Source organism: Gordonibacter sp. RACS_AR68 (assembly GCF_030418485.1).
GTDB lineage: Bacteria > Actinomycetota > Coriobacteriia > Coriobacteriales > Eggerthellaceae > Gordonibacter > Gordonibacter urolithinfaciens.
In genome coordinates, this window is the sequence record NZ_JAIPUP010000002.1 from 513,222 (window position 1) to 536,889 (window position 23,668).

At 64.9% G+C, this 23,668-nt stretch carries 19 protein-coding genes; 6 read left to right on the plus strand and 13 right to left on the minus strand.

Annotated features, from left to right (window positions below):
* Nucleotides 1–2: 2 nt before the first annotated feature.
* From K9U15_RS06850 to nrfD (K9U15_RS06865), 4 genes are all read right to left on the minus strand, one after another.
* A complete protein-coding gene (locus tag K9U15_RS06850) occupies nucleotides 3–2,507 on the minus strand; it encodes a molybdopterin-dependent oxidoreductase (RefSeq protein WP_301155801.1) in 2,505 nt (834 codons plus the stop codon).
* A gap of 384 nt (nucleotides 2,508–2,891) precedes the next feature.
* A complete protein-coding gene (locus K9U15_RS06855) occupies nucleotides 2,892–3,290 on the minus strand; it encodes a GntR family transcriptional regulator (RefSeq protein WP_087191269.1) in 399 nt (132 codons plus the stop codon).
* Between the two features lie 253 nt (nucleotides 3,291–3,543).
* Nucleotides 3,544–4,545: a slipin family protein gene (locus K9U15_RS06860; RefSeq protein ID WP_301155802.1), complete on the minus strand. Its 1,002-nt coding sequence runs from the start codon at nucleotides 4,543–4,545 to the stop codon at nucleotides 3,544–3,546.
* 11 nt (nucleotides 4,546–4,556) lie between these two features.
* On the minus strand, nucleotides 4,557–5,495 hold the full coding sequence (nrfD, locus tag K9U15_RS06865) for an NrfD/PsrC family molybdoenzyme membrane anchor subunit (RefSeq protein ID WP_123674686.1): 939 nt from the start codon (nucleotides 5,493–5,495) through the stop codon (nucleotides 4,557–4,559).
* 594 nt (nucleotides 5,496–6,089) lie between these two features.
* Here nrfD (K9U15_RS06865) and K9U15_RS06870 point away from each other — a divergent pair.
* The 6 genes from K9U15_RS06870 to K9U15_RS06895 all read left to right on the plus strand — a co-directional run bounded on the left by K9U15_RS06870 (nucleotide 6,090) and on the right by K9U15_RS06895 (nucleotide 12,938).
* Nucleotides 6,090–6,887 carry a glucose 1-dehydrogenase gene (locus tag K9U15_RS06870; RefSeq protein WP_301155803.1) on the plus strand — a complete coding sequence of 266 codons (798 nt, stop codon included), beginning with the start codon at nucleotides 6,090–6,092 and terminating at the stop codon, nucleotides 6,885–6,887.
* Nucleotides 6,887–7,564, plus strand: a complete 678-nt coding sequence (locus K9U15_RS06875; protein ID WP_123674688.1) for a YitT family protein — start codon at nucleotides 6,887–6,889, stop codon at nucleotides 7,562–7,564. Before K9U15_RS06870 ends, K9U15_RS06875 begins: the two co-directional genes overlap by 1 nt.
* A 27-nt stretch (nucleotides 7,565–7,591) precedes the next feature.
* On the plus strand, nucleotides 7,592–8,794 hold the full coding sequence (locus K9U15_RS06880) for a lactonase family protein (RefSeq protein WP_301155804.1): 1,203 nt from the start codon (nucleotides 7,592–7,594) through the stop codon (nucleotides 8,792–8,794).
* Nucleotides 8,795–9,482: 688 nt separating this feature from the next.
* A complete protein-coding gene (locus K9U15_RS06885; RefSeq protein WP_301155805.1) occupies nucleotides 9,483–11,090 on the plus strand; it encodes a DEAD/DEAH box helicase in 1,608 nt (535 codons plus the stop codon).
* Between the two features lie 202 nt (nucleotides 11,091–11,292).
* Entirely contained in the window at nucleotides 11,293–11,661 is a 369-nt protein-coding gene (locus K9U15_RS06890; RefSeq protein ID WP_301155806.1) for a helix-turn-helix transcriptional regulator, read from the plus strand.
* Between the two features lie 5 nt (nucleotides 11,662–11,666).
* Nucleotides 11,667–12,938 carry a type II toxin-antitoxin system HipA family toxin gene (locus tag K9U15_RS06895; RefSeq protein ID WP_301155807.1) on the plus strand — a complete coding sequence of 424 codons (1,272 nt, stop codon included), beginning with the start codon at nucleotides 11,667–11,669 and terminating at the stop codon, nucleotides 12,936–12,938.
* Between the two features lie 72 nt (nucleotides 12,939–13,010).
* On the opposite strand, the gene K9U15_RS06900 is transcribed toward K9U15_RS06895, so the two are convergent.
* The 9 genes from K9U15_RS06900 to K9U15_RS06940 form a co-directional block, all read right to left on the minus strand.
* Nucleotides 13,011–13,934 carry a slipin family protein gene (locus K9U15_RS06900; protein ID WP_087191242.1) on the minus strand — a complete coding sequence of 308 codons (924 nt, stop codon included), beginning with the start codon at nucleotides 13,932–13,934 and terminating at the stop codon, nucleotides 13,011–13,013.
* A gap of 25 nt (nucleotides 13,935–13,959) precedes the next feature.
* Nucleotides 13,960–14,388 carry a GntR family transcriptional regulator gene (locus K9U15_RS06905; RefSeq protein ID WP_087191241.1) on the minus strand — a complete coding sequence of 143 codons (429 nt, stop codon included), beginning with the start codon at nucleotides 14,386–14,388 and terminating at the stop codon, nucleotides 13,960–13,962.
* 158 nt (nucleotides 14,389–14,546) lie between these two features.
* On the minus strand, nucleotides 14,547–15,173 hold the full coding sequence (locus K9U15_RS06910) for a molecular chaperone (RefSeq protein ID WP_301155808.1): 627 nt from the start codon (nucleotides 15,171–15,173) through the stop codon (nucleotides 14,547–14,549).
* 57 nt (nucleotides 15,174–15,230) lie between these two features.
* Nucleotides 15,231–16,208: an NrfD/PsrC family molybdoenzyme membrane anchor subunit gene (gene nrfD / locus K9U15_RS06915; protein WP_123673914.1), complete on the minus strand. Its 978-nt coding sequence runs from the start codon at nucleotides 16,206–16,208 to the stop codon at nucleotides 15,231–15,233.
* A 75-nt stretch (nucleotides 16,209–16,283) separates the two neighbouring features.
* Nucleotides 16,284–16,808, minus strand: coding sequence for a 4Fe-4S dicluster domain-containing protein (locus tag K9U15_RS06920; protein ID WP_301155809.1), 525 nt, complete (start codon nucleotides 16,806–16,808; stop codon nucleotides 16,284–16,286).
* Nucleotides 16,808–19,210 (minus strand): molybdopterin-dependent oxidoreductase, encoded by a 2,403-nt coding sequence (locus tag K9U15_RS06925; RefSeq protein WP_278806074.1) that lies wholly within the window; start codon nucleotides 19,208–19,210, stop codon nucleotides 16,808–16,810. The genes K9U15_RS06920 and K9U15_RS06925 overlap by 1 nt, the downstream gene beginning before the upstream one ends.
* Before the next feature lie 736 nt (nucleotides 19,211–19,946).
* Complete coding sequence (locus K9U15_RS06930) at nucleotides 19,947–21,206, minus strand: helix-turn-helix domain-containing protein (protein WP_301155810.1); 1,260 nt, start codon at nucleotides 21,204–21,206, stop codon at nucleotides 19,947–19,949.
* A gap of 159 nt (nucleotides 21,207–21,365) precedes the next feature.
* Nucleotides 21,366–23,018: an AarF/UbiB family protein gene (locus K9U15_RS06935; RefSeq protein ID WP_087191288.1), complete on the minus strand. Its 1,653-nt coding sequence runs from the start codon at nucleotides 23,016–23,018 to the stop codon at nucleotides 21,366–21,368.
* A 43-nt stretch (nucleotides 23,019–23,061) separates the two neighbouring features.
* A complete protein-coding gene (locus K9U15_RS06940) occupies nucleotides 23,062–23,502 on the minus strand; it encodes a phasin family protein (protein WP_096227885.1) in 441 nt (146 codons plus the stop codon).
* Nucleotides 23,503–23,668 lie beyond the last annotated feature (166 nt).

Genomic DNA, 23,668 nt, shown 5'->3' on the forward strand with positions numbered 1-23,668 from the left:
GGTTAGCCCTCCTTCCATGCCCTGATATCGGCAATCGCATCTGAATACGACGAGGTTTGGCTGAGCGGGTCATACTTCGAGGTGAGCAGCTCGACCCAGTTTCCAGCCTTGAAATCAGCCGAACGCCATCCGACTGCATAGGAGAGCACGCCGGGACGCACCCCTGACGAGTACACGAGCTTCGCCACCGCATGGCCTTGATCGTTGAACACTTCGACGTATTGCCCGTCCGCAAGCCCGCGGGCTTGCGCGTCCTCGGGGTTGATGTCCACGGTCGGCTCAGGAAGGGTTTCCCGCAGCCAGTTCACATCCCAGTACTGCGTGTGGTACATCTCATAGGTACGATGACCCAGAAGGACGAAGGGGTACTCTTTCATCTGCGGATTCTCCGGCGAAGCCACGTAAGGCTCGTAGTAGCGGATGAGGTGCTCCTCGTCGAAGTCGTACTCGTAGCCCGCATCGTACTTGCACACCGGATAATCGAGATAGAACTCTGCCTTCTTCGTCTTAGTACGGAATGAATACGTCTTGGGAACGACATAGGGGCCCTTCAAGCTGATGAGATTCTCCGCTTTACAGCGCTCGAGCGTCACGCCTTCGGCGTGATACCGCTCCGTGTCCAGGGCCATCTCCATGAACTCATCGTCCGTTTGCTTGAAGTGCGCGCCTGCGCCCACAGCCTCGGCAAGGAGCCTTACGAACTCGCCATCGGGCTTGCATTCGTACAGAGGCTCGATGCTCTTGTCCTGGTACTTCACACAATAACCGTCGATAAGCAGCATATCGGACTTCTCAAGTATCGTTGCAGCAGGAAGCACGATATCGGAATAAGCAGGCCCTTCGTTGAGCGTTATGTCAACCGAGACAATAAGGTCCATCCTGTCCAAGATACCGCTCTTCGTGCGCTTCAGGTCAACGCCGCCGCCCACACTCGAACCCGAACCGGGCAGCAGCAGCACCTTCACCGGCCAATCCTGCCCGTTCCACTTCCCCGTATCCATCGTATCGAAGAAGCAGGGCAGGGGTATCTTCGGCGAGCTCGTCTCGGTTGGATAGAAGAACTCCCCGTTGATGTTGCCCCACAGAACGTCACCGATCTTGGTGCCCACGTTGCCCGTTACGCACATGAGCGTGGCCAGGCCAGTTCCCACCTGCGCGCCGTTGCAGAACGCTTGCGGGCCGTAACCGTAGTCGTGCGCCACGTAGCGCTTCGCGCAGAGCCGCGCGAATTCCCTTATTGTCTCGGGGTCGACCTCGCAGATCTTCGTCGCCTCTTCCGGAGCGAACGGCGCCACGCGCTCGACCAGCATATCAAACGCAGTCTTGCATGCGATGCCGTTTACCTCGAACGCGCCGGACATGAGCGGATTGGCGCACTCGTACAGGGAGACCGGACCGTTCGCATTGGCATCCCACACCTGACAGGGATCCTCGTTGTCTTCCAAGAGCCCGGCACAGGGTTCGCGACACGTCACCGGATCCGACTGCCACGACCCGCCGCGGGCGCTCTCGTCGTTAGAAGCAGGACGCGGGGCGCCGGTGATATCGCTTTCCCGTAGATACCGGCCGTTGTCCTGACGGATGAGAACAGGGGCAACGGTGTTCTTAAGCAGGAAGCCCGAGTCGTGCAGACCCTCCTCGATGATAACTTGCACGAGCGACATCATGAGAGCCGGATCGGTTCCAGGGCGCGGACGAACCCACATATCGGCCTTAGACGCGATGAACGTGTAGTTCGGATCGACAACAACCAGCTTCGTCCCCTTCTGCTTGCCGGTGAGCAGGTTCGTCACGCGATTGGGGAACGTAACGCCCGTGTTCAATCCCCAGATGACGTTCGCAACCGTCGCCGTGGCCGTAGGAGGCATGCCTTGGGGTACGTGGTACATGTAGTCGCCCCACACCTTCTGATGCCCGAACGCCACCGCATCATCGGGCGTCGGAATAATAGTCGTCCACTCCATGACGTTGAACAGGCGGGTGAGCAGGTTCCCGTTCTGCGTTCCATGGAGAAGGCCTTGCCCACCCTGGCCGGCGAGCACGCCTGCAACACTGTGCGGGCCGTACTCGGCCATAGTCTTCTTGATCTGGCCGGCTATCTGGGAGATCGCCTCTTCCCAGGTGATACGCTCCCACTGCCCACCGCCACGGGGAGTTCCCTCAACGCGGCGCATCGGATAGCGGAGCCGATGCTCGCCGTAGGTTCGCTGGATCCACGTACGACCCTTCGCACAGGGGCGCTCGGCCCAGGGGTTCTTGGCCCACGTCCGCTGCTCTACCGCGTAGCCGTCACGGACAACAACCTCGCCGATGCACTGATGGCACGATGAGTACATGCAACCGGTATGGGCGAGCTTCTCCCCCTCTTCGCCCGTCGGTGCGCCCTCGGCCGCAAGTGCAGCGAGCGGCACGGTTCCCGTAACCGCTGTTGTGCCTGCCGCCACGGCAGTTGTCTTCAGAAAGGTTCTGCGCGTGAGCCCGACATGCGGGTCGTTCGTTCCCGACATCTCTCCTCCTCCAAAGATCTTGTCAGGATATCCCCGAAAACGGTTCGTGAAACCGCGCGGCACTCCGGCCCCTTAAAACCCAAATCCTACAGGATATCCCCCGATACGTACCTGATAAGAATTGGCCAAATCCTTTATTGTCACATTATCACAATGTCTTGCGACATTCAATAGAATAGACTATGCTAGATCGTAGATAGAATGGGCGCTGGCGACGTGCCAGCCTTCTCGCAGAAGCGCATTGCATGGACTTTTCGCTCTGCGAATAACGCATTTGCGATTGGCGCCAAGCTAATAATTTGGGGGCTTTTCCCGATCGGGAACGGTCAAGGGTTTTCGCGCTATTGCCACCGATCGGTAACGACACGTCGGGCGGGCGGGCGCCTAGTGCGCGAGTTTCTTGTTTGCCAGTCGGGCGGCCACCATGGCGATGATGTCGTCGTCGGCGAGGCCGGCGTTGGCACAGGCACGGATCATGTCGTCCACCAGCAGCTCCACCGGGCTGTTCGCAGCCAGGTCGGCACCCACGGAATGGCGCTCGGCCACGAATGTTCCCCTGCCCTTGCGGGTGGAGATGTAGCCCTCGCGCTCGAGGTCCATGTAGGCGCGGTTCACCGTGTTGTAGCTGATGTCCAGGTCCACGGCCAGCGCGCGCACCGTGGGCAGGCGGTCGCCCGGAACGTAGGCGCCCGAGCCTATGAGATAGGCGATGCGGTTCTTCACCTGTATCCATACGGGCAGGCCACTGCTGTAATCTATTTCGAACGACTCAAGCGGGCTCATGGGGCTTTCTCTCACGGTGTCGGTTAGCTTTCATCATAACAGAACCACGTTGCCGCAGGTTGCAGGCCTTGCAACGTTCGCGCAATCCCCGCAACGGGAGTGCCGCGGGCGAACGATCCGACGAGAGACGCCCCTCGGGCAAACGGTTCGCCCCCCATGCCGACCACCGCTTTTCCCCGAACCAGTGCCTCTTCGAGCCCTCCGTTCCGCACCGGGACGGGACGGCTTTCGGTTGCCTCCCCGATAGCCGGGCTCATTGCCGGCCGCCCCTCACCGCGTCCGACGGCGCCCTGCCGAGCCCGTCGGCGCCGGCCTTATCCGCGGCGTCGGCGAAGCCGTCCGAGAACGAGCTCGGCACCGTGACCACGGCGCTCTTCGACTTCTTCACGGTGTCGTACTGCATGAGCATCGTGCGCAGCTTCAGGGCCGCATCGGGATCGCCGTAGATGCGCGCGGCCTCGGTCAGCATCTCGGCCAGGTCGCTCTCCACGCTGGCCACGGACATGCGCGCGTTCTTCTCGCGGTCGGCCTGGGCCTCCAGGCTCATGGCCTCCTGCAGCTCGTCGGGGATCACGATGTCGCGCACCTTCACCGAGATGATGTCGACGCCCCAGTTGGCCGCCTCCTTCTCAATGTCCTCCTTTATCTCGATATCCAGCTGGTCGCGGCGCAGCGCCACCTCGGCCACGGTCGAACGGCCCACAGCCTCGCGCATGGCCGTCTGGGCGAGAAACGACACGGCGGCGTAGTAGTCCTCCACTTCGGTGCACGCCTTCTCGGCATCCCACACCACCCAGAACAGCACCGCGTCCACCGTCACCGGCACGAGGTCGGCCGTGAGCGTCTTCTCGGCGTAGAACGGCGTGGCGATGGTGCGCTGGTCCACGCGGATGGTGCCGTGCTCGATGAGGGGAATGGTGAAGTACAGGCCCGGCCCCACGACGCGTGCCAGCTTGCCGAAGCGCAGCACCACCACCTTCTCCCAGGAGAGCGCAATGTGCGTGGAGGACAGCACGAGCAACGCCGTGAGCAGCGCAGCGACGATGGCAGCGAGGCCGATGCCGCCGGTCGCGACGAGGGCGACGCCCAGCACGACAGCGCCCGTCATCACGAACACGGCGATACTGAAGATGACCGCGCCGTTGCGCGATGACTTGCGCGGCACGTACGAGGTGGCGGCCCTGATCTCGGCCTCCTTGTCGGTGAGCTCGTAGGGGGCGTCCCGCATGGTGCGGTCGGCTTTGCTTCGTCTCATGGCTTTGCCTCTCATCCTATCGTCAAACCGAACAGCAGGCCGGGCAGCTGCGTCGCATCGTAGGCCCCGGCGCCCACGAGGCAGAACCTAAGCGCGAACCCACCCGCCAGAAGCGCCGCCGCGATCCACAGAAGCTGCGTGCGGCTGTTGCCGTGCGTGAGGCAGCGCTCGAGCGCGAACGGAGCCGCCAGGCCGCACAGGACCGCACCGCCCCAGAACGCCCAGCGCAGATCGCCCGCGACGAGCGCCTGCGCCGCGAGCGCCGTGCCCTCTCCTGCAAACGCCCAGGCTAGATAGCCAGCCATCACCAGGGCCTCCAGCACCAGCAGTACTCCGTCGACGAGCGCCAGGCGAGCGAGCGGGCGCGTGATGGGCCGACGCGTCTCGACGAACGCGGCGCCCAGGAAGGCGCAGGCGATGCCGCACGACAGCGAGGACAGCGAGAACAGCATCGGCAGAAGCGGCGTCTGCCAGAACAGCACCGACGCCAACCCTTGCAGCAGCACGCCCGTGTACGCCACGGCCACGAGCCCCGCCGCCACGCCGGCCACGGCCGCTCCCCACACAACAGCGGGCCGGACGCGCACCCCGTCCAGCAGCTCAACCAGCGAGAACACGCCGGCGCAGGCAAGCGCGAGAACCAGCGCGTAGGCGCCCACGGCGATGGCCGACGGCTCCGGGGACGTGAGCAGGTTCAGCAGGCGCTCCGGGCGGCCGAGATCCGCGAGCAGGCAGAGCATGCCCGCCGCCAGGGCCACGAAGCACACGGGCCAGCCGCGTGCGAAGAACTCGTCGGGCAACGCGAGCGCCCGCTCGACGCGCGCAGCCCGGGCGGGAGGGAACGCGAACCGACGCCGCACGTTGGCGCATTCGAGCGCACCCAGCACGACGAGCGCCCCCGCCCCGGCTCCGCCGAGGAACAGATAACCTGTCGTGAGCAGGTTGAACATACGGATCTCGACCCCCTGTGCAGCCTGCAGGCGCGGCAGGCCGGCCCCTCAGACCGCCGGTCGCCCTCCGCCGCGGATGCGCCCTTGCGACGAGCACGCCGACTGCCGCGAATGGCGCTCGCATCACGCCCGACAGCATCTTATTTGTCGCAATGTAACAAATCATAGGTATTATAGCACCATCGTAACGGAACGGCGACCCCGCGCCCGTATCCCGTCAATCACCCAGAAGCGCCGCCGACCATCGCCGGGCAGCCCCGCCGCTGCCATAGCCTCGGTTCTCGTCCACACTCTTGATCAGGCGAAACGTATCATTTCCCCTGTTCAAGAATCTGCGATCATGTGGACGAGAATCGAGGCTATGGCCAAAAAGCGCCTCCCTACCCGACAAGCGCGCCCAGCAGCGCAGAGGCGGCACGGCAGAAGGAGACGTCACCCCGTCGCCCACCCGCCGCACTCGGCCGGTTTCCCTCGGCCGGTGCCGGGCGCGTGGCAATGCCGTGACAAGAGCGCCACGCTCCCCCTCTGCAAGGCAAGCGCGGCGCCGAACACCTCCATACTTCTGCGAATCGGCCCCTTCAAAGGAGGTACACCATGTATCCCGACCTCAACGGCAAGACCGCCGTAGTCACCGGCGCATCCGTCGGCCTCGGCCACGGCATCGCGCGGCGATTCTTGCAGGAGGGCATGAGCGTCGTCGTCAACTTCCACAGCGACAAGCACCGCGGCGAGGCCCAGAAACTCGCCGACGAGTTCAACGCATCGGGCGAAACCGCGCGCGTCGTGCTCGTGCAGGCGGACATCTCGCAGGAGGACGGTGCGCTCAAGCTCCGCGAAGCCGCACTCGAGCACTTCGACGGCATCGACGTATGGGTGAACAACGCCGGCATCGAGTCGCGCCACCCCACCCACGAGCTGCCCCTCGACGTGTGGGAGAAGACGCTCGCCGTCAACCTGACCGGCGTGTTCCTGGGCTCGAAGGCGGCGCTCGAGCACTTCGTCGAGCAGGACCGGAAAGGCTGCATCATCAACCTGTCATCTGTCCACGAGCGCATTCCCTGGCCCACGTTCGCGCACTACGCGGCCAGCAAGGGCGGCGTGAAGCTGTTCAGCGAGACCATCGCGCTCGAGTACGCGCACCTCGGAATCCGCGTGAACTGCATCGCGCCGGGCGCCATCGAGACGCCCATCAACGCCGAGAAGTTCGAAGACCCCGAGGCACGCGCCCAGACGGAGCGCATGATCCCGATGCACCGCATCGGCACGGTGGAGCAGGTGGCCGCCGCCGCAGCCTGGCTCGCATCGGACGAGTCGAGCTACGTCACCGGCACGAGCCTGTTCGTGGACGGCGGCATGGCGCTGTACCCGTCGTTCGAGCGGGGCGACGGCTGATGACACGGTGGATGGACCTGCGCCACACGTACAACCTGAAGGGCAAGCTGCTGTTCTCGTGCATCGGCGTGGTATGCATCGCGCTGGGCACCACCGTGTGCCGCGTGGGCAACGTGGGCGTGGATCCGTTCACGGCCATGAACCTGGGGCTGAGCGCGCTCGTCGGCATGGACTTCGGCACGTTCCAGCTGCTGGTGAACCTCGTGATACTCGTGGCGGTGTTCGCGCTCGACAAGTGGCAGATAGGCTTGGGCACCATCATCAACATGGTGTTCGTGGGGTATTTGATCGAGCTCTTCACCTGGCTGTACGGCCTGCTGCCGTGGCAGCCGTCGGGCCTCGCGAGCGCGGGCGCGCACCTGGTGATCGGAACGCTGCTGTTCACGCTGGGCGTGTCGCTCTACCTGAAGACCCGCATGGGCGTGGCACCCATCGACGCCGTGGCGCCCGTGATCGTGGCGCGCACGCGGTTCTCCTACACGCCCGTGCGCATGGCCCAGGACATCCTCGTAACCGTGGTGGCCCTCTTCGCCGGCGGGCCCATCGGGGTGTTCACCGTAGTGGCCGCCTTCATGACCGGGCCCCTGATCACGGCATGGAACCGGGTGGCCACGCTTCGGCTCTACCGGCGCTTCCACGTGCTGAACCGGGAAGAGCTGGCGCAGGAGCGCGGTTAGCGGCACCGCATGAAAGGAGTCTGCGCCATGGAGCGAGCGAGGGCGAAGCGGCGCCTGTTCGTGGGAACCTACACCGAGGGCACCGCGAGCGAGGGCATCTACGTGCTGGCATTCGACGAGGACGGGCGCCGCCTGCACATCGTGAACGCCGGAACGCATGCACCGAACCCCTCGTACCTCGTGCGCGCGCAGCCGACCGGCGAGCAGGCGGGCGCGGAGGCCGGCGCGCAGACGAAGCTCGGCGGAAGCGAGACAAGCACCCTGTACGCAGCCCACGAGCTGGCCGACCGCAGCTGCCTGGCCGCCTACGAGGCAGCCGAGGATGGGACGCTCTGCTGCCGGGGCACGTGCTCGTCGTCCGCGGACGCAGGGACCTGCTTCGCCGCCGTGCATCCCGGCGGGCGCTGCCTCTACGGCGCGAACTACGCAAGCGGCTCGGTGAGGCTGTGCCTGCTCGACGCCAACGGAAACCCCTGCGGCGGCCTGCCGTCGGTGCGTCATGCGGGAAGCGGACCGAATCGCGCGCGGCAGAGCTCGCCGCACGTGCACTCGGCATGCTTCGTGCCCGGCACGAACCTGCTGGCAGTGGTTGACCTGGGGATCGACACCGTGGCGCTCTACCGGGCCGAGGCCACCGGAACGCTCGAGACCCCGCCAGTGGAAACCGTGCGCGTGCCGCCCGGCTCGGGCCCGCGCATGCTGGCGTTCCATCCCCACCTGCCCCTGGCGGCCCTGGTGGACGAGCTGGCGAACGACGTGCTGCTGTACCGGTACGACCGGGCAGGCACGGGCTGGAGGCTGGCAGGGCACCTGGCGCTCCCGACCGCGGCCGAAGGGCAGGATGCGCCGTCCACCCATGTCGCGTCATCGGCGGACGGGCCGTCGGAGGGTGAAGCGCATGCCCAGGCCATCGCCGGGCATCCCGTACTGGCGGCGCATCCCGCGTTCTCGCCGGACGGGCGGTGCCTGTACGTGTCCGTGCGCGGCAGCGACCGCCTGGCGCTGTTCGGCATCGACCAGGACGGCGCCGCAACCCCGCTCGCCGACTGCCCGTGCGGCGGGCGCGGCCCGCGCCATTTCTCGCTCTCCCCCGAGGGGCGGCACCTGGCCGTGGCGAACCAGGACAGCAACGAGGTGGTCATATTCGCCCTCGACCCGGCCACGGGCGCACCTCGCGAGGAGGCGCGCATCGCCATCCCCCAGCCCTCGTGCGTCATCTGGGACGGGTAGGCCGGCCTCTTCCCCAGCCCAGCGCGCCGCCCTGGACACGAGATCGCCAGGCGGGCGCCTGCTGCTCCGCCGTGCTATGGCCCGGACATGCCGCAAGTCGCGTTTTGGTCCACAACGCTGATCAGGCAAAATATGCCATCGTGCCCGTTCGGGGACGTGCGACCATGTGGACGAGAATCGAGGCTGTGGCCCAAAAGCGACCTCCCCTACCCGACGAGCGCGCCCAACAACGCGGCGGCGGCGCGGTAGAAGGGGGCGCGCGTCTCCGCGGCCACGGCCTCGGCGAGGCAGGGCATCCACCGCGGGCGTGCCCTTCGATCATCAGGTCGAGCATGAGGTTGCCCGTGCGGCCTCATGACGGGCGCGCTGCATATGACAGGGTGTCATATGCGCAGCAGCGACACGATCCGGGGCGCCCGCATCCTTGCCGCGCCCTCCGCCGATTGTGGATTTCCGCTCACAACCGGGCGGTTTCGCGAGATTCCCGTCGCTGCGCGCCCCGCAAACCCCCATACTGGTAAGTCGCTTTGCACGAAATTCTTTCTTGTTTCTCTTTTGCGCACGCTGATGACGCTCACAGATGCAGAAAGCGGCTCGAGTCAAGCGCAAGGCACGCCGCTGGAGCGGGTGCGACCACGGAGCGGTTCCGCAGAGGCGGACGCCCGTCGAAGAGAAACGGAATACCCTTATGACGAAATTCGCCGACCTCGGCCTGTCCAAGAACGCCCTCGCGGCGGTTGAGAAGCTGGGTTACGAGAACCCCACCCCCGTCCAAGAGCAGGCCATCCCGCTCGTCCTGGAAGGCCGCGACGTCATCGCGGCCGCCAGCACCGGCACCGGCAAGACGGCCGCGTTCCTGCTGCCCGTGCTGAGCACGCTCCCCCGCGTGAAGGGCCGCAACCGCGCGCCGCGCATGCTCGTGGTGAGCCCCACCCGCGAGCTCGCCCAGCAGATCGCCCGCACGTGCATGCAGATCTCGCGCAAGACCGGCCACTTCACCACCACGGTGTTCGGCGGGACGCCCTACGGCCCCCAGATCAAGGAGCTGCGCGGCGGTACCGACGTGCTCATCGCCACGCCCGGGCGCCTGAAGGACCTCATGAAGCGTGGCGTGGTGAACCTGTCCTGCGTGGAGGTGCTCGTGCTCGACGAGGCCGACCGCATGCTCGACATGGGCTTCCTGCCCGACGTCACCACCATCGTGGACGCCACGCCCGAGTGCCGCCAGACGCTGCTGTTCTCGGCCACCATCGACCAGTCCATCCAGAAGAACCTGGGCTCGCTGCTGAACGATCCGGCCATGGTGGAGATCGCCCGCAACGGCGAGACGGCCAAGACGGTCGAGCAGTTCATGATGCCCATCAAGAACTTCAACAAGCCCGAGCTCTTGGAGGCCGTGCTGCGCGAGAAGGGCTCCGAGCGCGTCATCGTGTTCGCTCGCACGAAGAACCGCACCGAGGACTGCGCCGAGGCGCTGTGCGATGCCGGCTTCCGCGCCGAGTCCATCCACTCCGACAAGTCGCAGGGTGCCCGCCGTCGCGCGCTGGACAACTTCCGCCGCGGCAAGACGTCCATCCTCGTGGCCACCGACGTGCTGGCGCGCGGCATCGACGTGCCCGACGTGGATCACGTCATCAACTTCGACCTGCCCGACATGCCCGAGGACTACGTGCACCGCATCGGCCGCACGGGCCGCGCCGGCGAGAAGGGCTACGCCATCTCGTTCGTCACCCGCGAGACCAGCCGCACGCTGAAGGATATCGAGCGCCTGATCGGCAAGGACATCCCGTTCATGGAGCTGGAGACCTACGAGCTGGACCCGTCGCTGCTGAAGCAGAAGAAGGGCGGCGCGCGCCAGGGCGGCTCCAAGAGCGGCGGCTCGAAGCCCTACGGCAAGCGACCTGCGGGCAAGTCGTACGGCAAGCCCGCCGGCAAGGGCGGCTACCATAAGTCCGACGACCGCGAGGGCGGCAAGCCGGCCCGCAAGAGCTACGCTGCCGAAGGCAGCACGCGCACGGGCGGCGAGGAAAAGGGCGGCAAGCGCTTCGAGCGCACCGAGGCCCCGCGCTCCGGCAAGGGCGGCTACGACCGCGCGAACGCCGGCAAGCCGGGCAAGCGCTCCGACCGCTCCGGCAAGCCCGCCTCCGCCCGAGGCGAGAAGTCCTTCGACAAGCCGTACCGCGAGGGTTCCAAGCCTGCGAAGAAGCAGCGCTCCAAGAAGGGCAACGGCACCGGCGGCTACGACTACAGCCGCTTCGCCAAGAGCGACAAGCGCGAGGCCGCCGAGCGGTTCTAAGGAAACAGCAAAACGTACATGCTAACGAGGACGAGCCGCCTATGCGGGTCGTCCTCGTTTTGTAAGCATTATGCTGTCCCGCAAAATGCAAAGTGCGCAACATTTTGCGCATATCGTAATGAGCAAAATGTTGCGCTTTTCCCTATGTGCAGTATAATGCGCATAGGCAACGAATGCATCCCGACCGCGCAAGGAGGATCCCATGCCCTCAGACGTCATCGGGCTTCCCCGCCACCTCGGCCAAGCCGTGCGGAAAAGACGCTTGCAGCTTGGTCTCTCCCAAGCCAGCCTCGCCGAGGTGGCGCAGGTCTCGCGACGGCTTATTACGAGCTTGGAAATGGGCGATGCCGATGGCATCGCCTTCGACAAGGCGCTCCGTATTCTCGAAGCGCTCGGCATGACGATATCGATCGCGTGGCCGTCGGAGCCGGAAGAGGGCCGGCGGTCCGTAGCCCAAACCGCACACGCGCCGCTGGCGGAAGATGACCGGAAGCCGTCCTACCAAGACGCCTACGACGACATAACTCGAGCGGCCTTGCGCCAAGCGGCATATGCGCAAGAAGGGCGGTGACCGGCATGGCCGAAGCATCCCTGCTCGTCTTCATCTGCGGCCAGCCTGCCGGAGAGCTCGCACAAGGCAGCAGCGGCCAGATCAGCTTCCGCTACGATCCCGATTACGATGGCATCCCGCTGTCGTTCTCCATGCCCGTGTCCAACCGCACGTTCCCCCATCGCGTCGTGCAGCCGTTCCTTTTCGGGCTGCTGCCGGACGACAGGAGCATACGCAGGAGCATAGGCCTCGAGTTCGACGTGAGGAGCGACAACCCATTCTCCCTATTGGAGAATATAGGCCTCGACTGCCCGGGCGCCGTGCAGTTCTGCAAACCCTGCGAGACCGCAATCCTCGCCATACGGCAGGAGAAGCTCGAACCCATTGATGACGGAACCATCGCGCAGCGACTCGCCGCCCTGCGCGAACACCGCGAAGACTCGTGGCTCAGCATGCACGAGCATTGGTCCCTCGGCGGCAACCAGGGAAAATTCGCACTCGCTCGCCATGACGGCCGATGGTTCGCCTGCCATGGCTCGGCGCCAACGACCCACATCTTCAAAAACGGCGTGCATGGCTTCCGCCTGCAGGCCCTGAACGAGTTCATCTGCATGCGCCTTTCCAGCCGTTGCGGCCTTCCTGCCGCGAACACAAGTTACGAGGTGTTCGAGGGCGAGCCAGCCATCGTCATCGAACGATACGACCGAGTGAAGGCGTCGGACGGTCGCATCGTGCGCCTCCATCAGGAGGATTTTTGCCAGATACTCGGCATACTTCCCGAGAACAAGTACCCTGAATACGGAGGTCCGGGAGCATCGGACATCATCCGCGTCATAAGCTCGACCACGCAAGCAGAGAGAAACGCCCGCTTATTCACCTCAATGCTGTTCTTCAACTATCTCATCGGAGCGCCGGACGCCCATGCGAAGAACTTCTCGCTGCTACTCGGCACTGGACGCAATGCCCTCCTGGCTCCTCTTTACGACGTCGCCTCCGGCCTCGCCTACGCGGAGCTGCGGCGCAAAGCGCGTTTGGCGATGAGCATCGGAGGCGAGAACAGGGTTGGCCGCATCTCGCGAAACTCCCTCAAGCGCTATACCCAGGCCAATGACCTCTCGCGCTTCTGCCTCGGCGAAGCTGCCTGCGTGGAGCTCATGGCGGAACTCGCCCAAACCGTGCTGGACAACCTTGATGGCGCTTTCGAAGACGCAGCGGCTGCTCCAGGAGCCGACGAGCTGCGCGAGCACCTGGAACGCCCGCTGGTGGAACTCTGCAAGGTGACGCTCGACAGGCTCTGACTTGAAAACGAGAACTGGCGTCCCTGCCAGTAGATCGAACACGCTTCGCCAGGCAGCATCGCGACACCTACCTTACTCCCCTCCGCCCGGCTGTACCACGTTGAACCCGTCCGCCAGCGCGCTGGGCGCGAGCAGCACGCCCTTCGAGTCCTTCGCCCCTTCGTAGGCCAGGTTCATGGCGCGCAGCTTCATGGCGCGGGGGTTGCGGTCGTACACCTCGGCGGCCTCCACGAACATCTCGGAGATGTCCTTCTCCACCTCGGCCAGGATGATGCGGGCGTTGCGCTCGCGCTCGGCCTGGGCTTCCTTCGACAGCGCATCCTGCAGCTCCTTGGGGATCATGATGTCGCGGATCTCCACCGACATGACGGTCACGCCCCACTGCTCGCACTTCTTGCCCAATATCTCCTCGAGGTCGCGGTCGATCTGCTTGCGTCGCATGGATATGTCGGCAAGGTTGAGCTGGCCGATGACGTCGCGCATGGCCGTCTGGGCCGAGCGCAGCACGGCCTTCGGATAGTTCTCCACCTCGAGGCACGCCTTCTCGGCGTCCCACACCATCCAGAACAGGATGGCGTCAACGTCGACGGGAACGAGATCGGCCGTGAGCGCGGCCTCGGCGGAGAACGAGGCCGTCATAATGCGCTGGTCCACGTGGATGGCCGCGTACTCCGCGAACGGGATGCAGCAGTAGATGCCCGGGCCCGCGATGCGGTTGAAGCGGCCGAAGCGCAGCACGGCCACGCGCTCCCACTGCGGCGCGATGCGAACCGAAGTGGCCACGACGAAGCCGACCGCCGCCGACGCAGCGATGGTCAGCGGCGACACGAACGCGAACGTGAGCAGGAACGGCACGAGGAAGCCCACGGCGAACATGACGAGGAAGAACAGGTACACGCCGCCACGAGAGGCCTCGTTGGCCTCGAGCTCCGTCTCGGCAACCTTCCGCTCGCCCTGCGCGTCGTGCTCGATCCGGTTACGCCTGAACAGTCCCATCGTCGCTCCTCCGCCTCTCCGTCGCTCACTCCGTCTCGTCCGCCGCTGCGAGCCTCCCCGCCACCAAATCGGCGATGTCCTGACGCGGCACGCCGAGCTCGCGGCACTGGCGGATGAACTCGTCGGCCAAAAAATCAACCTCGGACTTGGCCGCCTCGGCTTCGGCGGGACCCCGCTCTGCCACGAACGTGCCCTTGCCGCGCTTGGACACGATATAGCCGTCGCGCTCGATGTCCTGGTACACCTTGCTCACCGTGTTGTAGTTGACGCCTAGGTCAACGGCCAGCTCGCGCACCGTTGGCAGCTTGTCGCCCGCCTTGAACCGGCCGGACGCTATCAGGTAGATCAAGCGGTTGCGCAACTGGAGCCACAGCGGGATGCCGCTGTCGCTGTCTATGGTGATCTGCACGGTTTGATTGGCGGCGCTCACGCTCGGATAGTCCCCCACCTTCATTCGCCAAGTAGTATCGTCATATGATAGCATTCCTCGCCCCGCTTGCCGCACGGGGCCGCAAAGCGCGAGACCCCGCACGGCCGACCCGGGAGGGAGGGAAGGCCGGCCGCGCGGAGCCCGCGGGTAGGGGCGTCGGCCGCCGTGAGCGGCCGACGCCCCTACCCGACGCCCAGCTCCTCGCGCTCGAACGCAAGGAACTGGCGCACGGTCTCGGCGAGGCCCCGGTAAAGACCCCGCTTCGCCCGCTTCTCCAGATCGGCGCAGAGCTGCGGAAACCAGGCCAGCACGTGGTCGCGCAGAAACACCCGCTGCGTCTCGCGTGCAGCCTCGGCTCCAACTTCGTCGCCGGCAGCCAGCGCATCGGCTTCCTTGCGGCAGAGGCGCGCCATGAACGCCAGCTCTATGCCCGCGTGGTCCTCGGGAACGTTCAAATCTCCCGAACGCTCGAACCCTTGAGCCCGGTACGCCGCGAGCACCTCGTCGCGCGAGCGCTGCATGAGCAGGTGCTCGGCGCTCGTGTACACCGACTCGTAAGGGAACACCGGATCGGCCGACATGTTCAGCAGCAGCGCCGCGAACTCCGCTGCCGCCTCCGTGCGCGCCGCCGCGAGGTCCGCGCCCGCGAGCCCGGCCGCGTAGCGCCCGAGCTCGCCCTCGAGCGACGGCGGCTCCTCGGCGAGCCGCGCAAGGAAATCCTCCGACACCTCCTCGAGGAACAGATGGGACAGAAACGAGTACGTGAGCTCCCGAGCCTCGGCCTCGGCGTTGCGTTCGCGCATGTCCATGATCGCCCTCCCCCTCGCGGGCGCCCACCGAAGCGGGCGCCCCCATCGAACCGTCGTTTACGAAACCAGCATCAGCGCGCCCTGCACCGCCTGCAGCGCCGCTGGGCTGACGAGCGCGGCATGCAGGCCGGCAGCCAGCACCACGAAACGCAGCGTGAACCCGCCGACGAGCGCGCACGCGGCGCCTCCCACCGGCACGGCCGGGCCGATCTTGTCCTTCTGCCTCGACGCCACGAGCTGGGTTATGGCCGCGATGAGCGGGCACCCCAGCCCCACGGCCACCACGAGCAGCCAGAACTGCACGCCCAGCGCGCCCTCGGTGAGCAGCCCGATCGCCCGGGCCTCGTCGGCGCCGGCGCCCTGCATGCTGATCACGAAGGCGGCGAGCACCGCAGCCTCCAGCACCACCAAGCCGACAACCGCCTTCTCCAGCGTCGCACGCACGCGCTCGATGCCCTCGTCACGGTCAATCACGGCCGCGAAGATGGACACCGCCGCCACGCCCGTGTCGAGCGCCGACACGGTGAACAGTGCCGGCAGCAGCCACGTTCCCCACAGGGGAATGGCGGGCGCCGCGCCCAGAAGCACGCCGGTGTACACCGCTACCGCGAGCGCAAGCGGGATGCCGATCACCGCGAGCGCCTTGTTGATGCCCGCGCGCGCCTGTCCGAGGGGCTTGCACGCCGAAGACAGCCAGTCGGCGATCTTGTCGGTGGTGAACAGCGCGCTCAGCACGAACACGATGAACGTGACCAGCAGCAGCCACGCGCCGACGGTCATCCACGACGAGCCGTTCACGAAGCTCTTGAACAGTATCATGGCCTGGAAGGGCTTCTCCACCTCGGACACGAGCGCCAGCAACCCGATGGCCAGCGCCGCCACGGCCGTCCACACGCCTCCCGTCACGGTCCTCTTGAATCGCCCCGGCTTCGCCAGGCGCAAGACGGACGCCGTCAGAAACGCGCCCGCGCCCAAACCGCCGAGGAACAGGTATATCGCCGGCAGCCAGCTCCAGGTCGTCTGCAACTCAACCATGGTCGTTCCTCCTTTCCGTCATGTCGGCCGAGAGCGCCATGGGACACGCAGCCCCGCGCTCTCGGCATCGCTTTTTCACGACACGACGACCGAGGGCTTCGCGTCGGCCGCCATCTGCCTGGCCTTCTTGTCGCCCACCTTCGCGGCCAGCTCGTCCATGGTACCGAACTGCAGCGCCTGCGTCGGGCACGTGGCCACGCAGTGGGGCGTGTCGCCGGGCTCCACACCGTTGCCGATGCAGCAGTCGCACTTGTCCATGCCCTCGTCGGTGTACTGCGGCACGCCGAACGGGCAGGCGAAGAAGCAGTAGTGGCACCCGATGCACTTCTCTTTGTCCACCACCACGATGCCGTCCTCTCCGCGCTTCGTGATGGCGCCCGCCGGACACACCTTCGCGCAGGCCGGCTCGCCGCAGTGCATGCACGACATCGACACGAACGTGCGCGTGACGTTCGGGAAGGTGCCGCTCGTCACCTCGTGCACCTTGCGGCGCGCAATGGTTCCCGCCTCGATGCCGTTCCACTGCTTGCAAGCGATCTCGCACGCCCAGCACTTGATGCAGCGCTCGGTGTCCATGTAGAAGCCGTATTGCTTGGCCATTATTCATCCCCTCCCTCGAGCTTGCTGATCTTCACCAGCGTCTGCTTCGCCATGGCGGAGTGGAACGGATCGAAGTTCTCGATGGTCGAATCGTACAGGACCGTCGAATCGCTCCCGCCGTCGAAGCACTCGTATCCAGGTAGCCCGAGCTCCTCACAGCTCTGCCACCAACCTCGCCGCGTCATGAGCACCTCAGGCGCAATGCCCTCGAAGTACTTCGCGACGAGTTTCACCCAACCGTGGGGCGACTCGACCTTGATCCAGTCGCCGTCCTCGATGCCGTACTGCTTCGCCGTTGCTGGGTTGATCTTGACCCATGGGTACGGCTGCAACTCGCGCAGGTAGGGCACGCCCACGTAGTAACTGTGATTGCACAGGCGGTACGCATGGACGTCCGAGATGATGAGGGGGTACTCCTCAACCAGATCGGGAGTTTGCGCGATGCCCTCGGGCGGGCCGACGTATTCAGGTAGGTAGCCAAGTGTGCCGGTCTCCGTGTTGTTGGGCTTGCCGCCTATCCACTCGTTGTAGCACTGGACCTTGCCGTTAGGCAGCTGGGCGAAGAGCGTCTCGTAATCTTGGTACTTTGGCTCCGTCGGCTTAGCGCCATCGGTGCGCTCCACGAAGATGCCCTTGTTGGCAGCGCGCAGCTCTTCAAGTGTAATGCCGGATCCCTCGAGCTGCTCGTTTAGGCATGCGTCCATGTCTCCGTTCCAGAAGTCTTCGCCATACCCCATGGCAACCGCAAGGTCGAGGTAGAAGTCCCAGTCGGATTTCGTCTCACCCATGGGCTCGGCGATCTTCTGGTTAATGCCGATAAACGTACCGTCGGCCGTATTCTTCGTAGCGAACTGTTGCGAGCACTCGTAGTGCGTGCAGGCCGGGAACACAACATCGGCGTAGTCGCATGAGGAGTTCCAGTGCGTGTCCACGACAAAGTAGAACTCGAGCTTCTTCAGCGCCTCGACGATTTTCTTCGGCTGGCGCGTGGCGCCGAACGGATTGCTTGCCTGGCCGAGGACGGCGCGCAGCGGATAGGGGTCTTCCGTGAGTATGCTCATGAGGCCCTTGTAGTAGGCCGTGTTGGGACCGGATTCCCAGGTCTTGGGGTTCAGGTACCAGCGGGGCAACTCGGGAGCCACAAGCTTCGCCATACCGGCGAAGTAGCCTTTCTCGACATCTTCCGGACTCGCCTCGAGGCGGTCGGTGAGAATGTCGAACTTCTTCGTCTTGATCAGCGGGTCGGGAAGCCTCATGGAAGCGCCTCCGCCTCCGGGGATGGCAAGGTTGCCGGTGATGGCCTCGATGAGGCAGATGGAGATACAGGCCCAGTTACCGTCGTTTTGCTGGTCGCCGATTCCGTTGCCGTACTGGATGGCCATGGGCTTCGTCGTACCCATCGTGCGAGCGAGGTCGTAGATCTGCTCGACGGACAGGCCGGTGATGGGCGCCGCCCACTCGGGCGTGTACTGCACCACATGCTCGGCCAACTTGTCGAACCCGTTGCACCAGTTGTCGGTGAACTCATGGTCGTACAGATCCTCACCGATGATGACGTTCAAACACGCGAGCGCAAGCGCACAGTCGGTACCGGGGCGGATGGGCAGCCAGACGTCGGCCTTGGAGCCGAGGCCTTCCAGCATGGGACGGATATCGATGACCTTGAGGCCATTCTCGATGGCCTTCACACGCTTGTTCGGGTCGCCTTGGTTGATGGCGGAGTTCTCGGTGTTAGCCCCCCAGACAACCAGAAGCTTCGTCTTGTTGATCTGGCCAGGATCGCACTGGGCCGCGCCGAGGACGATGCGCTTGCTCGCTGCGCGCTGCAGCGCGCAGATGGCGCTGTGCATGTAGTTCGGGCTGCCGTGCACGTTCAAGAACCGGCGTCCCAACGTCCAAAGAACCTGATAGGCCTGGGGCGAGAGCACGCCATACGATTCGGGGCCGTACTGCTCTTTGAGCTCTTTGAGCTTCGTCGCCGTGATTTCAATGGCTTCATCCCACGTACAGCGCTCGAACTTGCCCTCGCCCTTCTCGCCCGTGCGCTTCATGGGATACAGGATGCGCGCGGGATCGTAGAGCACCTGCATGGCGGAATTGCCCTTCGCACACAACGTGCGGCTGCCGCGCCCGTAGTTGTTACCCGCATCAGGGTTTCCCTCGACGTTAGTCCAGCGCCCATCTTTGATGTAGCAAAGTGTCGAGCAGGCCGTTTTGGCCGGACCGCACATCTGGCACCAAGCGTGTCGCACCTCTACCTCGCCCGACGCGACGCCGGCCTCGCCGGCGGGGCTCGGCTTGAGCGCTTCTTGGCTCGCGCAGCCGGTGAGCGCCGCCATCGCGCCCAAGGCGGCCGTGCCCTGCAAGAACGCGCGCCTCGTCAGCTTTCCCTCCTGTTTCATGCCCTTCCTCCTGTCCTCCGTCTTATCAATTCGCCCGCACTCCCTCCGCGCGGGCCGCTCGCCTCGAAGTGCAATTACTCGCATCCGATGAGGCTCTGGCGCATGCGCGACTGGAAATCCGCACGCGGATATAACCGGCCGCGGCAGGCGCGCTCGACTCTTCTCAGTACTGATTCGATGATCGGATGCGATCGATGGACTAGTAGCTCGCTCTCATAAGACCAACTCCCCCGAGCCCTCCCCGGCTCTCCTAGTTGTCTGATTGAACTATTGTCATAGTACCATAGTTTAATGGTTTTATTAAGGAGTCAAATTGTTCTATTTTGAGGATAAAATGAGGGTGTGCCAACCGTCCCACTTGCCATAATGACGGCGACAGCAGCGTTTGCCTGCCGGATGGTGCCCCGACGAAAGCGAGGTGTCTTGATGGACGTATTTGACTTGCCGCAACGGCGACTATTGCTCAGGTTGCGATCTGGCTTCTTTTGGTCGCGATCAAAGCGCTAACCGGATAAGGCGAATGGGGAAAGAGGGCAGAGAAAAACCCGGGAACGCGACGAAACGCCCCCGGGTTAAGTAAATGACCGGCACCACCCGGTGAAGCGAGCGCTGCTGTCATCTCGTATAGCAGCGTGCGGCGCAACGCCGCAATGGCAGCGGAGCCTTTGTTACGATTCTTCCGCAATCGCTCCTTGCACTCGCAAGCGAGATCGGCGCAGAACGTCCCCCCGCTCCCCTACTGCGGCTCCACGTCGATAGGCGCGTTCTTCGCGGCCGCGCGCTCGCTCTTGCGGATGCGCCACCAGCGCGAAAGGCTGTGCACGAGCCATTCCACCAGCGGGATGGTGAGGAACGCCACCCAGGCGGGATGCGGCTGGTTCAGCAGGAACGCCATATAGCAAAACCATGCCACCACGGCGATAGGATACACGCCCGACACCAACGGCGCTATACGCCGGCGCCCGATGGCGTGGCCCACCATATAGTACACGGGGACGGTCAGGAACAGGAACAGCCCCACGCCCCATGCGCCGTTCAAGATGCCCAACAGCAGGTACACTACGATTATCACCAGCGGATAGGGGAACTTCACCCACTCCTTTTCGAACGCGCGCAGGTAATGCTTGCGAACGGGAATGGTACGGCCCACCTCTGGGCCGTACTTGGCCTTCGCATCGTCAAGCGTGTCGAAGCGCTCCCCGTTCACCGTGTAGCCGCAGGGCTCGTTCCAGCGCTCCTCGTGGATGTGCCCGTACCCGTAGCGCTCGTTCGCGTCGCGCCAGCTGTCGAAGCGTTCGCCGTTGATGACCACGCCGTCGTCGTCGATGACCACCTGGCTGCCGTCGTCGTCCTCGAGCGTGCAGCGACTGCTTGACCTCTTCGCGTCGGCACCGGGCTCGGCGGCGTCCCCTTCGCACGCGCCCTGCACGCTCGCAACGGATCCTTCCTTCACGTGGATGCCGTTCCAGCCCACATGCACCTCGTCGCCCTTCTTGGAATCCTTCACGTGCACGCCATCACGCCATGACACGTGCACGTAGTCGTCGCCATCGAGCACATGGATGCCTCCCAGCCCGATACGCACCTTGGACTCCTTGCCGTCGGCGGATCCAAGCTCCGGAGCCGCCGTACCGTCCGCCTCCCCGTCGGTTCCCGGCTTATCCGAGGCGCCCTCTCCTGCTGCTGGAGCCGCGCCTGCATCCGTTCCCGATGCCGGCTTCGGCGCGTCGGCAGCCGCCGCGCGCTCGGCAGCGCGGTCGACGGCCTCGAACGCCACGTCGTCGCGCATCTCGTCGTCCACATACAACAGCTCGTCGAGCGACACGCCGTAGAGCTGCGCGAGCGCGATGAGGTTGTCGGTGTCGGGCGACGACTCCGAGCGCTCCCACTTCGACACAGCCTGGCGCGACACGCCCAGCTTCTCCGCGAGCGCTTCCTGCGACAGTCCCGATTGCTTGCGACGCGCCGACAGGCGCTGGGCGATCTCGACGTTCATGGTTCCGAACCCTTTCTCGTTTCATTCATCATAGCGTACTCAAAAGGGTACGGTTGCGGGAATCGCCGCGCGACCGCTTCCAGTTGGATTTTTCCGCAATTATTGGTTGCGGGCTATCTGATCTGGTAAAACGTTGGCTAAAGACAGGAAAGGCGCCCGTTACTTTTTCCGTGCGATGTCCACGACCACCCAGAGGGACAGGATCGCGGCGCCCAGGTAACCGAAGAACGCGAGCACCGGCACGCCCAAAAGGCGCGGCTCCATGCTCGAGAGCGACAGCATGCTCGAGCCGATGAACAGCCCCGCGATGATGATGCCGATGGTCAGCCGGTTCACGATCTTTCCCAGATGCGAGAGCGGCGCCTCGCTGCCCAGCACCTCGGTGTTCACCTTCAGCTGGCCGCGCGTGAGCATCTTCAATGCCTCGCCGGAGTACTGGGCGGCGTCCATCGAGCCGCGTGCCGACGAGCGCAGCGCCAGCGCCAGGTCCTCCATGGCCCCTGCCAGCTCCTCGGCCGGATCCTTCGTGCGCTGGATGTGCGCGTTGATGATGGACACCACGTTCTCGTTCGGGATGAACGGCAGGATGGTGCCCTCCAGCGTCACCAGCCCGCGCGACACGCTCGTGATGGACGACGGCAGCGTGACCTTGCACGAGCGCGTGAGCATGAGGATGTCGTTCAGGAACATGCCGATGTCGATGTCGGCCACGTCGCACGAGCCGTAGTCCTCCAGCAGGAGGTCAAGGTCGGCCAGGAAGCGCGTGTGGTCGATGGCCGCGTTGTCCTTCGCGATGGCGAAGGACATGAGCGCCGTTTTGAGCTCGGTAGCGCTCTGCATGCCCACGGCCTGGATGATGTTGCCGAACCCGGCGCGGTCGTGCGGCGACAGGCGTCCCATGATCCCCAGATCGATGTAGACGACCTTCCCGTTGCGGATAAGGAGGTTCCCCGGATGCGGGTCGGCGTGGAAGAAGCCGTGATCGAGGATCTGGGTGGCGTAGTTATCGAGGATCTTCTCGCCGATCTCCTCCAGATCGTAACCGGCGGCCCGCAACCGGTCGGTCGCCAGGATGGGTATGCCGTCGATGTACTCCATGACCAGCACGTACTCGCCGCAAAGTTCCGGGTACACGTGCGGGCTGTCGATGAACGCCACGTCCTTGTTCAGCCGCGCGAACTCCTGGAGGTTCGCCGCCTCGCGCTGGAAGTCCGTCTCCTCGAGGAACGTGGCCCACAGCTCCTCCACCACGTCGCGCAGGTCGAGCATCTGGTCGTCCTTCATGAAGCGCGACGCCTGGCGCGCCACCATGCGCATGATGTCGATGTCGAGCGCCATGGTGGCCTTCACGCCGGGCCGCTGGATCTTCACCGCCACGACATCGCCGTTCGCGAGGCGCGCCTTGTGCACCTGCGCAAGCGACGCGCTGCCGAGCGGCGTGGGATCGATGGCGTCGAAGATGTCGCCCTGACGTTCGCCGTAGATGTCGTCGAGGGCCTCGAGCATCTGGTCGAACGGCAGCGGATCGCACTCCATCTGGAGTTTTGCCAGCTCGTCGCAGTAGGCCTTCGGGAGGATCTCCGAGCGCGTGGACAGCGTCTGGCCGATCTTCACGAAGCTGGGGCCCAGGTCTTCCAGCATGGCGCGGAACTCTTCCGGCGAGAAGCCGCGCAGGAAATGGTGCTTCTGGAGGATGGAGTAGATCTCCTTCAGCCGGCGCGTGCGCGTCTTGCGGCTGAGATTGAACCGCCCTTCCGGATCGATCTCCGCGCCGGAGCTGAAGAAGTACTTGAGCAGCGTGTTGTCGGCCATGGCCATGGGCGGGCGCCTCTCTCGAACGCGCGCAGGGCCGCGGCTACGCGCCGGGCGTCTGGGGAGACGCAGGCGAGCCGCCCTCGATGGGGATCTCCACCGCGGCCGACTTCGCGGCCGACGTCTCCACAGGAGAGGCGTCGCCCACCTCGGCCTTGGCTGCAGGGGCGCCCTCGGCCGGCGTTGCGACCGGCGCCTGCGCGCTCTGCTTCGCGGCGATCTCGGCCGCCTTGGCCGCGAACGCCGCGCGCTCCTCGGGCGTCATGGCGGCCATGCGGGCCTCGAGGGCGTCGTAGCGCAGCGTGCTGGCCACGTCCTCGGCCTTGTGCTTGAGCTCGGTGTTGATCTGCTTGCCCTGGTCCACCGTGAGCTCGCCCTTCGAGATGAGCTGGTCCACCAGGTCCTTCGATTTCTCGGCGGTGATGGCCATCGCTCCGATGCCCGCCAGGAAGATGTCCTTGAATCCGTCGCCTATGGTAGCCATGAGAAGCCTCCTTCGTCGCGGTTCAGCCCGCTGCGCCGCAGCGCTGTCGGGCTCTTTGAACCATGATGCACCAAATCCGCGAAAAGGGCAATGAGCGGCGGAGGTTTGTAGGGAAAAGAGAACGCCGGGGAAAGATGCAGCTGAAACGGCCTGCGTGCAGGACGGC